11 protein-coding genes are annotated in these 15,006 nt (G+C 45.1%); 4 read left to right on the forward strand and 7 right to left on the reverse strand.

Annotated elements, in window-relative coordinates:
- Positions 1-256: 256 nt before the first annotated feature.
- A complete protein-coding gene (locus QT990_RS33525) occupies positions 257-994 on the reverse strand; it encodes a PEP-CTERM sorting domain-containing protein (protein WP_333466279.1) in 738 nt (245 codons plus the stop codon).
- A 1,224-nt stretch (positions 995-2,218) separates the two neighbouring features.
- Between QT990_RS33525 and QT990_RS33530 the strand changes: the two genes are divergently transcribed.
- Positions 2,219-2,347 carry a hypothetical protein gene (locus QT990_RS33530; RefSeq protein ID WP_333466280.1) on the forward strand — a complete coding sequence of 43 codons (129 nt, stop codon included), beginning with the start codon at positions 2,219-2,221 and terminating at the stop codon, positions 2,345-2,347.
- Here the strand turns inward: QT990_RS33530 and QT990_RS33535 are convergent.
- Complete coding sequence (locus QT990_RS33535) at positions 2,299-2,436, reverse strand: hypothetical protein (protein WP_333142195.1); 138 nt, start codon at positions 2,434-2,436, stop codon at positions 2,299-2,301. The genes QT990_RS33530 and QT990_RS33535 overlap by 49 nt on opposite strands.
- A gap of 81 nt (positions 2,437-2,517) precedes the next feature.
- Positions 2,518-4,092: an outer membrane protein assembly factor BamB family protein gene (locus QT990_RS33540; protein WP_333466281.1), complete on the reverse strand. Its 1,575-nt coding sequence runs from the start codon at positions 4,090-4,092 to the stop codon at positions 2,518-2,520.
- 124 nt (positions 4,093-4,216) lie between these two features.
- On the opposite strand from QT990_RS33540, the gene QT990_RS33545 reads away from it, so the two are divergent.
- Positions 4,217-6,304 (forward strand): thioredoxin domain-containing protein, encoded by a 2,088-nt coding sequence (locus tag QT990_RS33545; RefSeq protein ID WP_333466282.1) that lies wholly within the window; start codon positions 4,217-4,219, stop codon positions 6,302-6,304.
- Between the two features lie 547 nt (positions 6,305-6,851).
- Here the strand turns inward: QT990_RS33545 and QT990_RS33550 are convergent.
- The 3 genes from QT990_RS33550 to QT990_RS33560 all read right to left on the reverse strand — a co-directional run bounded on the left by QT990_RS33550 (position 6,852) and on the right by QT990_RS33560 (position 10,120).
- Complete coding sequence (locus QT990_RS33550; protein WP_333306498.1) at positions 6,852-7,940, reverse strand: ABC transporter ATP-binding protein; 1,089 nt, start codon at positions 7,938-7,940, stop codon at positions 6,852-6,854.
- A gap of 212 nt (positions 7,941-8,152) precedes the next feature.
- On the reverse strand, positions 8,153-9,211 hold the full coding sequence (locus tag QT990_RS33555; RefSeq protein WP_333409821.1) for a spermidine/putrescine ABC transporter substrate-binding protein: 1,059 nt from the start codon (positions 9,209-9,211) through the stop codon (positions 8,153-8,155).
- A 51-nt stretch (positions 9,212-9,262) separates the two neighbouring features.
- On the reverse strand, positions 9,263-10,120 hold the full coding sequence (locus QT990_RS33560) for an ABC transporter permease (RefSeq protein WP_333466283.1): 858 nt from the start codon (positions 10,118-10,120) through the stop codon (positions 9,263-9,265).
- A gap of 94 nt (positions 10,121-10,214) precedes the next feature.
- On the opposite strand from QT990_RS33560, the gene QT990_RS33565 reads away from it, so the two are divergent.
- Complete coding sequence (locus QT990_RS33565; protein WP_333466284.1) at positions 10,215-12,275, forward strand: dynamin family protein; 2,061 nt, start codon at positions 10,215-10,217, stop codon at positions 12,273-12,275.
- Positions 12,276-12,420: 145 nt separating this feature from the next.
- On the opposite strand, the gene QT990_RS33570 is transcribed toward QT990_RS33565, so the two are convergent.
- Positions 12,421-13,269 (reverse strand): ABC transporter permease, encoded by an 849-nt coding sequence (locus QT990_RS33570; RefSeq protein WP_333409818.1) that lies wholly within the window; start codon positions 13,267-13,269, stop codon positions 12,421-12,423.
- A gap of 101 nt (positions 13,270-13,370) precedes the next feature.
- On the opposite strand from QT990_RS33570, the gene QT990_RS33575 reads away from it, so the two are divergent.
- Positions 13,371-14,882, forward strand: a complete 1,512-nt coding sequence (locus QT990_RS33575; RefSeq protein WP_333142188.1) for an FAD-dependent oxidoreductase — start codon at positions 13,371-13,373, stop codon at positions 14,880-14,882.
- Positions 14,883-15,006: the final 124 nt, after the last annotated feature.

The following is a 15,006-nucleotide window of genomic DNA, read 5'->3' on the forward strand; positions in this document are numbered from 1 at the left end:
TTTAATAATTTCAGAAATCGTGTATTAGCTTGCTTTTCTGATTAGATAAAATTATAACCACAAGTTCAGGAGAGCCAAGTGTTTTTACAAATATGAGATGCTCTCTTGAAAGCTGCTTCCAAGTCTGGGGTGTTCACGGTGGCGCGCTATCAGATACTAAGAAACCTGGTTTCACCAAGAAACCAGGTTTTTAGCCCGAACATAAAATAATCAGTTTGGCATCAAGCCAGAATCGAAAACCAGTTCAAACGATCGCCTATTCACCTTTTTGAGCTTGAGCGCGTTGCTTTTTGAACATAGCACCAAAGCCAACAGCGGCTCCAGCAGCAAGCATTGTTAAAGGTTCAGGAGTAGCTTCAGTGTTGCTAGTGCTGCTGATGTAAGAATCGCTTGCACCACCTGGTAAGGCTTGAACGTGCAAACCTAATTTTAAGGAACCGTTAGTCAACGCGGAAACTACGTTAGCATAATTTCCAGTAAAGCTCAATCCCAACATTTCGCCACCTTGGATACCCCATCTATTACCAGCACCAGTGTTACGTGAGAAGGCATAGTCTGTGGTGAAGCCATTACCACCTTGAGGCAACTGATCGTTACTAGCACCCCCAGTAAAAGCTACGTTACTATTGTTATAAATGTTAGCCACACCCGACAGAAAGTTATTATCATCAAAGAAAACTTTACTGATAAACATCTCAGAGGCTGTGGCATTTCCAGAGTTGAAGATATTAAAAAGAACTGATGAACCCTGGTCAATTACGTCAAATGAAAAGCTATTTGCATAGGCATCTCCTGGCGTATCCCCACCCACGATATTAGCAAAGCTGAAGGCAGAGGCAGGTGCCAAGCCGATGGCGGAAGCCGGTGCTGCAGAGACTGCACTAACAGCGGCGATACCGGCAACAGCTAAAATAGATTTGACTAAGTTTAATTGGGATTTCATGGTTAACACCTTTATTTTTAAGTTGACTGCAAGTAGGTTTTTTCCCTTCACATATTCAATCTAAAGCAAAGCACAAGTTAATGCAAGTAGTTTTGATAAAGATTCGATGAAGATTGAGAATAAGCTGATTTGATTTAGGCAAAATGCCTAAATTGATGGCTTCTAGCTCGCTATTTCCTATGGCGTGCATCAAATAATAGGGGTGCTGCTACCCGGATTTGAGTCCTGAATGTTCTGTCTTTCAAAAAGCTATAACTCAGATTCCTAAACTGGGGTGTAACACAGCATAATTACTGATAAAACTATTTTCAAGCTGTAAATTATGCCCTTAAAAAGTTTTTTATCCGTGAATGTACGGTAGAGAAGTTTAAGTGAGAGCTTGATTGGTGGGTAAAAATAGGTAAAAAGCGATGGTGACAGTGGAAGCTGCGGAATGTGGGCTATAACTCAGGACAAAATCTTGGATCATATTCGGTGCGTCGATTCTCGCTTTCGGATTCAGCAACCAGCGCCTTTTAGACTTATATGTTGCACCATTACCAAGAACCGGCTCTGGGGCCCGTTCCACAAAGAATGAGTTTTCTTGTGGGGAGTGGGGGTTGGGCAGGAGATTCCGCCCAAAACAGGCTTATCGATCATGGTGCAACATCTCAATTTAGAGACCAATGGTTTCGGTGCTCGTTATTATCTGTGACGCCGGAACTTTGGCCGACTAAAGGGACGACTCGACTTTCAGGGACATAGTTTTCGGAACGCCTCTACCGTCAGGGCTGTTTCGGGGCAACCACGGGGAGTAGGGGTCGGATTGCCCCTAGGGAAAACCAGCTTTTTGTACGGGTTGTGCCAAGAATGCCTACCCCACCCATCCAGGATTTGTTAGGCATTTGGTGGGATTGGGGCAGCCACGGGATTGGGGCAAGCACAGGATTGGGGCAGCCACGGGATTGGGGCAGTCACGGGATTGGGGCAACCACGGGGGGATTGCCCCTACAAGAGAATGAAACGGCCCTGCCCCCTACCGTCTCACTCTTTTAAGATACAAGGGGCGGGTTTTTGAGGTTGTCAATTATTGGCAGGTATGGTTTGTGAACCCGCCCCTACGGTATTAGGGGTAATCGATCGGACATAATATGACAAGCTTAGCCAGCAAAAGCGAAAACACGCCGAAAATTCGATCGACTGGTGGGCCTGGTGCGACGAAGCCTGAGAGAGGGCCCGGAGGGAAAATAAACCGATTTTTTTTCAATTCGCTACTCTAGCTGCCGCTGGTGTAGGGTGAGGGAAGGGGAAACATTTTGCGATCGGGCGATCGTCCAATACATGAATTCGCACTTTATATCGATAAAAAGCGCTTTTCACTGTCTCACCTGTTTCTTGAACCGCCGCCCAAACGCTTGTTCGTAGTCTTCTCCTTCAGTTCGATCGACATTCTCAGCATTCAGCGACAATCCCAAGCCCACCGCGGATTTCAACACCCTTTTAGGAACAGGCAAGATGCCTGTTCCACAAAAGAGTCTAGTTATTGTGGAACAGGCATCTTGCCTGTTCCCGATAGAAGTACAAAATACCAATAACTAACCCAAAGTATACATCCAGCCATCCCTCGCGCAAATCCTCACAATTCCGTCCCAAACTACAGGCGTCGCCTCAAAGGACAAACCCGGCTTAAATCTCCCCGATTCTATTACTTTCAAACGGTAAAACTCCCCTTTAGCATTTCTCAAAGCATTCTGATCCCCCGACTTCGCTCGTTCCCAATTCAAATTGAACAAATAAACACCGTTGTATCCCGCACTGATCAGTTTATTGCCATCGGTAAAAATCGGAGTTGAAATTGAAGAACCAATCGCTTTTTTAAATACTATTACCGGAGTATCGTAAGACTGGTTTCGCCAAGGGACAGAAGTTTTTTTACCTGTCATCATATCTTGGGAACCGATGTACAAATTGCCGTCGATCGCATTTGTGGCAAACAGCGCCGGAAACTCCCCTGAATTGTACTCGTCATTCAACGCCACCGAGCCAATTATCCCGCCTTCCCAGCTAGAAAGGCGGCGATTTCCGGTAGGCAAAAACCATTCGACGCTGGCATTCGGTTCCTTGTTTGGATTCAGCTTCAGCACTCCGCCGTTGCCCTGAATGTATTGTTTTTCAATGGCACAAAAGAGTTTTCCTGATTTAGAAATTACTGCACTTCCATCCAAATCTGAACCAGTATAGAAATCCCAAACTATCTTTTTAGTTTCAATGCTAATACCGTAAATATGACCGGAACCAGCAGCTATAAATATTCTATCTTTGAGCCGTGATGGCGATGACTCCGCTACCAAGTTGCCGCGGTGCTTGCTGATATCTGCTGCTGCATAAAGCTGTAATTCCGACAAGATATTTGGCTGCTTGATGCCTTGTTTGATTTTTGCACTGCTTGTGGAACTATCGAGAAAATAGCCGATCGCATTTTCCCCCGCATTGAACAAAACGCCGCCGCCGAGGTCCAAAGCGCTGCTGTCATTATCGCGGCTGTAGCTGGGCGTTCTCCTGATGTCCAATTTCCAAAGTTCCTTGCCAGTTCTAAAAGATATTGCCCTGAAACTCGGCACGACACTTTTGCCACCCCCGCCACTGCGGCTGCCTTGCAAAATCACAATTTTGTTTTCGGCGCTAGCTTTTTCATCGATATAAATCGTTGAGGAGCCTTTGATTATATCATCAAACTTATAGCGCCAAACTTCTTTATTGGTAGCAAGATCTATTTTTCGCAAATTGTGGTCATAAGCACCTATAATTAAATAAGTTTTCCCCCGGTCTCTGGTAATGGTTGGCTGTCCAGTCCAACCCGCGCCACTCCAAACTACAGACCGCCTTCCCAGAAAAGTCCGTCCGCTTCCTAGCTCAAATTTGTCGATTAACTTCAAACTTTTCGGAACACCTCTGCCGTAGAACCGACGCTTGTCGTTACCTAAAAAGGTCGGGACTAATAATTCTATTTCTGGGTCTGCTTTAGCCAGGAAATTGTTAAGATTAGTTTCTAATAAAGCTTGCTCCGAGGATTCAGTTTGGCTCAGTTTGATAACAGCAGGAGGAACAGCAGCACTCAGCAAAAATTGTCCTAGCTGTTGATTGAAGGTTCTCCGAGATGATAAGCTCATATTAGATCGAGATAATCAGCCTTAATATTAAAACATAATTATCAGCAACTCAACTAAAACATCTCGCGCTAAACTGCTATAGAACTGACAAGCTTACTCAGCACGAGTTAAAGTGGATTTGATTATGGTCAACCGTCTTGCTCAATCCCAAAGCCTTTACCTGCGGAAACACGCCGAAAATCCGATCGACTGGTGGCCCTGGTGCGACGAAGCCCTAGAAGCGGCCCGAAGCGAAAATAAACCGATTTTCCTGTCAATTGGCTACTCTAGCTGCCACTGGTGTACGGTGATGGAAGGGGAAGCATTTTCCGATCGCGCGATCGCCCAATACATGAATTCGCATTTTATACCGATAAAAGTCGATCGCGAAGAACGCCCGGATATCGACAGCATTTATATGCAAACCTTGCAAATGATGACCGGTCAAGGCGGTTGGCCGCTCAACGTTTTTCTCACTCCAGACGAGCGAGTTCCCTTCTACGGAGGCACTTATTTCCCCGTAGAACCGCGCTACGGACGGCCGGGATTTTTAGAAGTTTTGCAAGCAATTCGCCGCTTTTACGACACAGAAAAAGGCAAAGTAGAAGCCTTCAAAGCAGAGATTTTAGGCAACCTCCAACAGACGGCAGCGCTGTCAGGAGTGACCGCCGAATTAAATCGCGAACTCTTCCAAAAAGGCTTAGAACTCAACACGGGAATTGTTGCGGGCAGCAACCCCGGCCCCAGTTTTCCGATGATACCTTATGCTGAGCTAGCACTGCGGGGAACGCGATTTAATTTTGAATCAAAATACGACAGCAAACAAGTCTGCACTCAGCGCGGATTAGACTTAGCATTGGGCGGCATTTACGACCACGTAGGAGGCGGATTTCACCGCTACACGGTTGATGCGACTTGGACTGTGCCACACTTTGAAAAAATGCTCTACGACAACGGTCAAATTGTTGAGTATTTAGCAAATTTGTGGAGCGCGGGAATACAAGAACCGGCTTTTGAAACTGCGATCGCGGGGACAGTAGAATGGTTGAAGCGAGAAATGATTGCGCCAACAGGCTATTTTTATGCTGCACAGGATGCGGACAGCTTTAACACTTCTGAAGAAGTTGAACCGGAAGAAGGAGCATTTTATGTCTGGACTTATGCCGAACTGGAACAACTATTAACTGCTGAGGAATTGGCAGAAATAAAAGCACAGTTTACTGTTAGTCGCAACGGCAATTTTGAAGGCAAGAATGTATTGCAGCGCCGCCATCCGGGAAAACTGAGCGACACGATAGAAACGGCTTTGGCTAAACTCTTTGCGGTGCGTTACGGTGGCAATCCCGATACTGTAAAAACCTTTCCGCCAGCCCGCAACAATCAAGAAGCTAAAAACGACACTTGGCCGGGTAGAATTCCCGCAGTTACTGACACGAAAATGATTGCGGCTTGGAATAGCTTAATGATTTCGGGTTTAGCCCGCGCTGCGGCTGTTTTTGGAAATTTGGAATATCTGGAATTAGCTGTGAAAGCGGCTAATTTTATTTTAGACAATCAGTGGACGGATGGGCGGTTTCAGCGGTTGAATTATGACGGACAATCTGCTGTTACCGCGCAGTCGGAAGATTATGCTTTGTTTGTGAAAGCTTTGTTGGATTTGCATCAAGCGAGTTTGACTTTAAGCAACGGGGAAGAGGCAAAACAGTTGCCGAATTCTCACTTTTGGTTGGAGAAAGCTGTGCAGGTGCAAGAAGAGTTTGATGAGTTTTTGTGGAGCGTGGAATTGGGAGGATATTACAATACTGCTAAGGATGCTAGCGGAGATTTGTTGGTGCGGGAACGCAGCTATATAGACAATGCAACTCCGGCGGCAAATGGAATTGCGATCGCCTCTTTGGTTCGCCTCGCGCTGTTGGGCCCTAATTTAGAATATCTCGATCGCGCGCAGCAAGGTTTGCAAGCTTTCAGCAGTATTGTACAAGATGCTCCGCAAGCTTGTCCGAGTCTACTTTCGGCGATCGACTGGTATCAGCATTCTACCCTGATTCGCACGTCACCTGACCAGATTTCGGGGTTGATTTCGCAATATTATCCGACTGCTGTCTGTCAGATTGAAGCTGATTTGCCTGAAGGTATTATCGGGTTAGTTTGCGAGTGTTTAACTTGCAAGGAACCTGCGAAAAGTCAAGAGCGACTGTTGGAGGAAATTTTGCAAAGTCAAACGCGAGTTTAGTACCCATACTGTCTATATTATTGAACCGCGAAGACGCGAAGGAAGAAGGAGGAAGCAGAAAGAAGAAGTAGATTATTTTTTACCGGGAAGGATGTACATCTTCAATCTGCTCCTCAATCTTCCACAATCTCAACTAAGTCTTCCATTCTCACGTCGCTTGGACTTAGGAATGAGAATTAAATAAAATCCACTTTTCCTGTTTGTTGTGGGATGGGCGTCCCGCCCGTCCTTTCTGGGCGGGCGGGACGCCCATCCCACAAGAAAAAAGGGAAATTATTTAATTGACGATCCTTAGCTTTACTGGTTATATCATGTCCGATCGATTGACCATAATATCCCGGCAGGGGCGGGTTTTTGAGATTGTCAATTATTGGCAGGTATTGTTGGTGAACCCGCCCCTACCTGATTTCGGGCGAAGCGAAGCGGAGGGAATCGACCGGACATAATATTAGACGGTGCTTGACGACGGTAGCGATAGTTAGACTTTTGACACTACCTAATCTTACTCTGTCCGCAGAATCGAGCGTGGCTTCAGCCCGCTTGAGTGTCAACAAATGCAGATACTTTCCGGCGGCACTGCCACTCGAACGCTGTCGCCGACTTGGTGTCGCTGCAAGTCATCTCTGTGCAAGTTTTGTCGGCGAAGGGCGATCGAACTTTTAGCAGTCAACCGCACCGTATAGCGCGTATCAGTGCCAATATAAATAGCCTCTTCTACTATTGCGGGCCAGCTATTTTCAGCATCATAATTAGCCGGATAAATAGCAGCTTTTTCTGGCCGCAACACCAGGGTAACAAATTTCCCAGGGGGGATATCTTCGGTTGTTGCAACTAACACGGGCAACTCCTGGTCAACCAACACGATTATTTTACCGTTTTGCTTTTCTACTACTCGACCACTTAAAAAATTGCTGTCGCCAATAAAATCAGCAACAAACCGCGTTTTAGGATATTCATAAATGTCAACAGGCGTCCCGACTTGTTGCAGTTTTCCTCCATCCATCACTGCAATTCTGTCCGACATCGTTAGTGCTTCTTCCTGATCGTGAGTTACATAAATAAACGTAATTCCCAATTTTCGCTGCATTTTTTTTAATTCTAATTGCATCTCTTTACGCAATTTTAAATCCAGCGCTCCTAAAGGTTCATCCAACAGCAAAACAGACGGCTGTTTGACTAATGCTCTTGCTAGTGCTACTCGCTGCTGCTGTCCCCCTGACAGTTGGCGGGGATAGCGTTTTCCTACCTCGGTTAACTGTACTAATGCTAAGGCTTCAGCAACGCGATCGCGAATTGTTTTCTGAGGCAAATTCTCCATTTCTAACCCAAAAGCGGCATTTTGTGCTACTGTCATGTGCGGAAATAAAGCATAATTTTGAAATACCGTATTTACTGGGCGGTGAAACGGTGGGCGATTTTGCATCGGTTGGCCGTGAATGTAAATTTCGCCCGCTGTGGGAATTTCAAAACCCGCTATCATTCGCAAAGTTGTAGTTTTGCCGCAGCCGGAAGGGCCGAGTAAAGAAAAGAATTCTCGATCGTAAATTTGCAGGTTGATGTTATCTACAGCCAGGAAATCTTGACTGCGGACACTTTTAAATACTTTGGAAACTTCTAAAACCTCGACAGAGTGCATTGTGTTAGTATGTGTGAGTAATAAAAATCTGAGATCGAGTCCTGATATCTTGCACCATTCTCAATTAATTGTTTAGGAACGGGCAAGATGCCCGTTCCACAATAAAATTAAGTTTTGTGGAACGGGCATCTTGCCCGTTCTTGACGATGGTGCAACTCCAATGCAAACTTAAAATTTAAGTAAACCCGCCCCGGCACAAACCTGTGTTATATCTACTTTCCGGCCCCGGCTTTAACTTCCGTCCAAGCTCGATCGTACAATGCAGTTGCTTTCCCGACATCCTGTAATAATTTCATTTTGGCAAACACCTCAGCCGACGGGTAAATTTGAGGATTTTTAAAATCTTTCGGGTCGATTAAACCTTGATCAATTGCTGCTTTGTTGGGCGATCCGAAGTGGGTAAAATTGGAAATTTGGGCGCCGACTTCTGGCTGCAAAATAAAGTTAATAAATTTTTCCGCTAACTCTTTCTGGGGCGCACCTTTGGGAATTGCCATGTTGTCAGAAAAAATGATTGTTCCTTCTTTGGGAATAGCGTAACGGATATTAGGATTCTCTGTCATCACTTGGAAAATATCGCCACTCCATTCCATTGTCAAATTTACTTCTCCTTGATCTAGCATATTTTGCCCGGTGTCGGGGACAAAAGCTGCAATGATATTTTTACTTTTAATCAGCAAATCGCGGGCTTTGTTAATTTCTTCGGGATTGGTGGTATTTGGATCAAATCCTAAATACATTAAAACTCCTGCAAATGTGTATCGGGCATCGTCTTGCCACGCGACTTTTCCGGTATATTTTGGGTCGAACATCGCCGCCCAACTGTTAATTTCTCCCTGGATTATTTTCGCGTTGTAGCCAATTCCCATCGTTCCCCACTGGTAGGGCAAGGAATATTTATTACCAGGGTCAAAAGCTTGATTGATAAACTTAGGTTCTAGGTTCTTTTGGTTGGGAATATTGTTTAAATTCAGCGGCTCAATTAGATTTTCTGCGATCATGATTTTCACCATGTAATCGGCGGGAAATATTAAGTCGTAACCGGGGTTTCCCTGTTTGAGTTTGGCATAGAGTGCGTCGCTGTTCTCGAAAGTGTCGTATTGAATTTTAACATTGTTCTCTTTCTCGAATTGGGCGATCGCTTCTGGGGCTATATAACTGGCATAATTGTAAATGCTGAGCACTTGTTGGTTGCCACCTGTGGGGCTACAGCCGAAAGCCACCGTTGCGCTCATCACAAACAAAAGTAGGAAAGTCAGCAGGCGTTTCATAGGTTGTGTTAGTTGCAGACGACAATAATTATGACACAGAAAGCAATTTTTTTAACTTTTCTGAACTTTTAACGATGATACAACCAGCAACAAGGAAGCCAACAACATCAAAGTTGAAATGGCATTAATCGCTGGCGTAACTGCAAATTTTATCATGCCATAAACAAATAATGGCAGCGTCATGGAACCGACACCTGTGGTAAAAAATGTCACGACAAAATCGTCCAGGGACAGAGTAAAAGCCAGCAGTGCAGCGCTGAAAATTGCGGGCCAAATCAGAGGGAGAGTGATGCGCCAAAACGCCCGCCATTCGTTAGCGCCTAAGTCAAAAGCTGCTTGTTCTAATTGAGGATCTAGTTCCGCCAAACGCGCCCTGACAGTAATAGTCACAAAGGAAATATTAAAGACAATGTGACCGATAATTACGGTAGGTAAGCCGAGATTGAGGCGAATTCCCGTGAGATTTTCTACGATCCGAAATACTAGGGTAAAGAAAACTAGCAGCGAAATGCCGATCGTAATTTCGGGCATAATAATAGGCAAAAACAGTAAAGCTTCTACTGCTTTGCGCCCCGGAAAATAAAAGCGTTCCAGTGCTAACGCGAGCATTGTACCAAAAATTGTCGCTAACACAGTCGAAATAGCTGCAATTAGCAAGCTGTTGTTGAGTGCAGTCAAGATTCCGGCGCTGCTACTCGTAGCAATCGTCGCGCCTGCATTGCTAAACAAACTGCGGTACCAATCGAGGGTAAAGCCACGCCAAACGGCATTGAATCTAGAGGCGTTAAAGGAGTAAATAATTAAGATGAGAATTGGCAAGTAAAGAAAGGCAAATGCTAGTACAGCTTGTACCCAAAGCCACTTTTTGCCGATCGCCCGCACGAGTAAATCTAGTTTTGTTTTAGTCATTAGTCATTAGTCATTAGTCATTAGCGCATCTTACCCTAAATTTAGATCTGTCAAGGTGATAAGATCGAATTAGACCTTACTCGAGGGAAGACCCATGAGCAGTCAAGAAAAAGCGGCTGGTTGGCTCCATAGCTTGGATCGCCTTGTCAGAGTTCGCAACGAGATAGCAGCTTTGTTGGAGGATCTCGCCCAAAATCTCACCCTAGCTGAATCACAAGCAGAAAATACATCGGGAAAACTAGGACTCTCTAAAGAGATTGAACGTCTCATCCAGCAAAGTGAAAATTTGCGCCAAGGAGTCTTTCGGTTTTTAGTATTAGGGGATATGAAGCGGGGAAAAAGTACATTTCTCAATGCTTTGCTAGGGCAGAATTTACTGCCCAGTGATGTCACTCCCTGTACTGCTTTGTTAACAGTGCTGAAATACGGTACAGCAGAGAAAGCGACGATTTACTATAACGATAGCAAACAACCAGAGGAAATAGATTTTCAGCAGTTTAAGCAGCGCTATACAATTGATCCAGAAGAAGCAAAAATTCTAGAGCGGGGCAAAGAGCTAGCTTTTCCAGATATCAGTCATGCGGTGGTAGAACATCCGCTACCGCTGCTAGCCAAAGGTATCGAATTTGTGGACAGCCCGGGACTGAATGATACGGAAGCGCGAAACCAGCTTACTCTCGACTATATCTACAACTGTCACGCCATACTTTTTGTGTTGAGTGCGTCTCAACCTTGCACATTGGAGGAACGTCGCTATCTCCAGAATTACCTGAAAGACCGAGGTTTAACTATCTTCTTCATAGTCAATTCTTGGGATAGAATTCGAGAGGGACTTGTCGATCCAGAAGACACTGAGGCACTGCAAGTAGCCGAGGACAAACTGCGTCGAGTTTTCCAGACTAATCTGAGTGAATATTGTCAGGATCGGGGCCGGGATATTTATCAGGATCGAGTTTTTGAGATTTCTGCTCTCAATGCCTTGCGTAGTCGTTTGAAAAACTCAGAAGCTACTTTAGAAGGCACTGGCTTTGTCGAGTTTCTGGCGGCTCTCAATCATTTTCTGACTGGGGAACGAGCTGCTGCTGAACGGGAACAAGCAAGAGCGATCGCCCTTCAAGCTTGCAATCGCTTTCAAGCAGCAATCTCCCGCCGCATTCCTTTGTTAGATGAAACTGTCGATCAATTGAAACAGAAAATTGATTCGATTCAGTCGGACTTCGCAAACTTGTCGGAAATTGGTAATAAATTCCAGCAAGAAATTAGAACTGTTCGCGAGCGAACTTCCCAAGAAATAGGCGATTCTTTCCGTACCTATATCCTGGATTTAGAGAACACCTTTGAAAAGGATTTTTTAAGCACTCAGCCCGATTTAGATTTCATGCAATTTCTCGACAAAAACAACCGGGCAATGTTCTATACCTCATTCAAACGTGCTTTCGAGCGATATATGAACGATCGCCTCGCTGCTTGGGAATTCATTGCCAAACAGAAGATAGCCTCTGCTTTCTCTGAACTCGAGGAAAAAGCAGCCGATTCTCGAATTGAATATGAACGAGTAGTAGAGGCTATGAATAAGAAGCTGTTAGGCTATCGATTCTACGCCGTCGGGCATAGCTACAAGCATGAAGAAAACTCGACTTGGGCTGAGGTGGCAATAGATATGTTTTCCTCGATTCCCGACAACCTCAACAGAGGTATCCATTCTTTCAATATGTTTTGGCAGAGTGTCTTGGCTTGTGTCATGGTGACGCTGGTGCTAAATATTATCGGTGTAGTTTTTGCCTCTTTAACTCTTTCTGTTTTGGGTGGAATTCTGGTAGTTACAGGTGTTGTAGCATTGCAAGCGGAGTATGTTCGCCAACAGTTCATTTCTGCGACTAAGACAGAGTTTGTCAAATATCTGCCACAAATTGCTGAAGAACAGTCGCAATATATTTATGAAGCAGTCAGGAAATGTTTTGAGACTTACGAAGAACAGGTGTGCGATCGCGTGAATGCTGATATCAATTCTCGCAAAGCCGAGTTAGATAGTTTGCTCGCTCAAAAACAATCGCGAGAAATTGACATCCAAGCTGAAACTAAACGTCTGAAAGACTTGGAAGCCGATATTTTGTCTCAATTGCAGCAAATTGAGTTGGTAGGTGGATTTCTTTAGCTAAAATCCAAGTAAGCTGAAGTGCATTTAAATTGTAGAGTCAAATTTAAGAAAAGTCTTGTGGGGAGTAGGGGTTGGGCGTCTCGCCCGCCCAAAAAATACAATTTAGATGCCCAACAGCTTAAGATGCCCATTTCGCACCTTACTATTGAGTTTCGTCAGACACGCGGAAGTAAATTAACACCGGAATCAATATGATTACCGTCAACAGCATAGAAAGCGCCGATCCAAAAGGCCAGTCGCGGGCTTTCATAAACTGATTTTGAATCAAATTTCCCACCATAACTGTTTTAGATCCGCCCAATATATCCGGTGTGATGAAAGCGCCGACTGCGGGAACAAAAACTAAAATCGATCCTGCAACAATACCGCGAGTTGTTAATGGTAAAAATACGCGCCAGAAAGTGCGAATATCATTTGCCCCTAAATCTTGAGCGGCTTCTACCAATGAAAAATTGAAGCGTTCTATGCTAGAATATAAAGGCAGAACCATGAAAGGTAAATAGCCGTAAATAAGACCTATCGCCACAGCGAAAGGCGTAAAAAGCAAATTTAACGGTTCGCTAATAATTTGCAGGCTTTGCAAGGCTGTGTTAACTACTCCTTCGCTACGCAAGAGTATGATCCAGGCGTAGGTTCTCACTAAAAAATTAGTCCAAAATGGAATAATTACCAGCAAAAGCAAAGCATTTCGCCAGCGAGGAGAACGGGTGGCGATGAAGAATGCTAGGGGATAGCCAACTAACAAGCAAGCGGCAGTTGTTAGAAAAGCCAGCCAGAGCGATCGCCCAATTACTCCTAAGAAAAGTCCACTGAACAAACGCTGGTAGTTGCTGAGAGTAAATATCCAAGTAACACCGCCGTAAGTACCGCGTTCTAAGAAACTGTACAACAGTACAATTAGCACGGGCAAAATGAAGAAAACGACCAGCCATGCGGTAGCGGGAAATAAGAGCAGCAACAGGTTAGTTTGCTGCCGGTTTTTGACACCCATTATTCACTCAAGCCAAATTTAGCACATAATTCAACACATTTTATATCAAATCCGCATTTTATGAATTATGTCATCATTAATAAATTATCAAGAGGTACGCAATGTCAGCAAAATCGTCAACCCCAAAAATAGCCGTCGTCGGTGCAGGATGGGCCGGTTTAGGCGCCACCTATCACCTAGCCCAGCAAGGCTATGATGTCACCCTCCTAGAAGCAGGCCCTTATCCGGGTGGCTTAGTTGCAGGGTGGAAAACTGCCGGCGGGCGTTCCGTAGAAGCAGGCATTCATGGCTTCTGGTATCCCTACAAAAACATCTTTTCCCTAGTCAAGGAATTAGGACTCGCTCCCTTCACGCCTTGGACTCGTTCTTGTCAGTATTCACCTGCAGGATTGGAAGTAGAATCGCCGATTTTTCAGGACGAACCTCGACTTCCCACACCGTTAGGAACCTTTCTTTACACCAGATTTAAAAGGCTGCCATTAGTCGATCGGCTTTCCGCCTTACCCTTACTCTACGCCGTCCTAGATTTCGACAATTCCGACGAAGCTTGGCGCAGGTACGATCGCGTCACAGCCCGCGAACTCTTCAAACAGTTTGGCGTTTCTGCAAGACTGTACCGCGATGCTTTTGAGCCTATGTTATTAGTAGGTTTATTTGCACCAGGAGAACAATGTTCTGCCGCCGCAGCTTTGGGAATGCTTTATTATTTCATATTAGCACACCAACCGGATTTTGATGTAGTTTGGTGTCGCGGAACAGTCGGAGAAAAAATATTTCGCCCGTGGGTGGAGCGCATTGAAAAACTAGGTGCAAAAGTATTGACAAAGCAGCGAGTTACTGATTTAACAGTTGACAGCAACAACCGAGCCACAGGCGTTGTTTGCGGCGAAGAAACCTTCGAGGCAGATGCAGTTATTTTTGCAGTTGGCGTCACGGGAATGCAAAAAATTATCAGCAGTAGCCCAGCTTTGCAAAGCCGCCAAGAGTTTCGGGACGCGATGAATTTGGGTGCAGTGGACGTGTTAGCTGTTCGCCTGTGGTTTGACCGAAAAATTGACATTCCGCTGCCTTCTAATGCCTGTTTTGGATTTAGTTCAACTACAGGTTGGACGTTTTTTGATTTGAATGCTTTGCACGACGAATTTCGCGACGAACCGGGAACAGTTGTCGAAGCTGACTTTTATCACGCAAATCAATTAATTCCCCTAAAAGATGAGGAAATTGTTTCCTTAGTTCAGCGGGATTTAGCGACTTGCATCCCCGCTTTTCGGGAGGCAAAAGTAATAGACAGCAGCGCGATTCGGCTGTCGCGGGCTGTGACGCATTTTGCCCCTGGCAGCTATCAGTATTTGTTGCCTGCGGTAACAAGTTATGATAATGTATTGATGAGCGGCGATTGGGTTGTGACCCGCCACGGTTCTTGGTCGCAGGAAAAGGCTTATGTTACGGGTTTGGAGGCGGCAAATTTGGTAATTTCGCGTTTCGGAATCGGAAACAAAGCGGCAATTATTCCCGTGGAAGCTGACGAACCGCACATTCAAATCGGGAGAAAGATTAATCAGTTGACTCGCACTTTGACTAAAACTTTCATTCCCGATTTTTGGCTACCATAAAAAGAAGGAAATTCGCCAACGCATTTAACAGATATCTTGCACCATTTTCAATTAGCCGTAGGGGCGGGTTCGCCAACAGCCTTAAAGCTTGCAAATAGGTTCTATAAACCCGCCCGACCCCACG

This window comes from Microcoleus sp. T3_B1 (assembly GCF_036700445.1).
Classification (GTDB): domain Bacteria; phylum Cyanobacteriota; class Cyanobacteriia; order Cyanobacteriales; family Microcoleaceae; genus Microcoleus.

Bases quoted from the DNA above. Each gene is read 5' to 3' on its own strand.
- QT990_RS33570 (WP_333409818.1), bottom strand. From the start codon at position 13,269: ATGGGTGTCAAAAACCGGCAGCAAACTAACCTGTTGCTGCTCTTATTT.
- QT990_RS33555 (WP_333409821.1), bottom strand. From the start codon at position 9,211: ATGAAACGCCTGCTGACTTTCCTACTTTTGTTTGTGATGAGCGCAACG.
- QT990_RS33560 (WP_333466283.1), bottom strand. From the start codon at position 10,120: ATGACTAAAACAAAACTAGATTTACTCGTGCGGGCGATCGGCAAAAAG.
- QT990_RS33575 (WP_333142188.1), top strand. From the start codon at position 13,371: ATGTCAGCAAAATCGTCAACCCCAAAAATAGCCGTCGTCGGTGCAGGA.
- QT990_RS33540 (WP_333466281.1), bottom strand. From the start codon at position 4,092: ATGAGCTTATCATCTCGGAGAACCTTCAATCAACAGCTAGGACAATTT.
- QT990_RS33565 (WP_333466284.1), top strand. From the start codon at position 10,215: ATGAGCAGTCAAGAAAAAGCGGCTGGTTGGCTCCATAGCTTGGATCGC.
- QT990_RS33550 (WP_333306498.1), bottom strand. From the start codon at position 7,940: ATGCACTCTGTCGAGGTTTTAGAAGTTTCCAAAGTATTTAAAAGTGTC.
- QT990_RS33545 (WP_333466282.1), top strand. From the start codon at position 4,217: ATGGTCAACCGTCTTGCTCAATCCCAAAGCCTTTACCTGCGGAAACAC.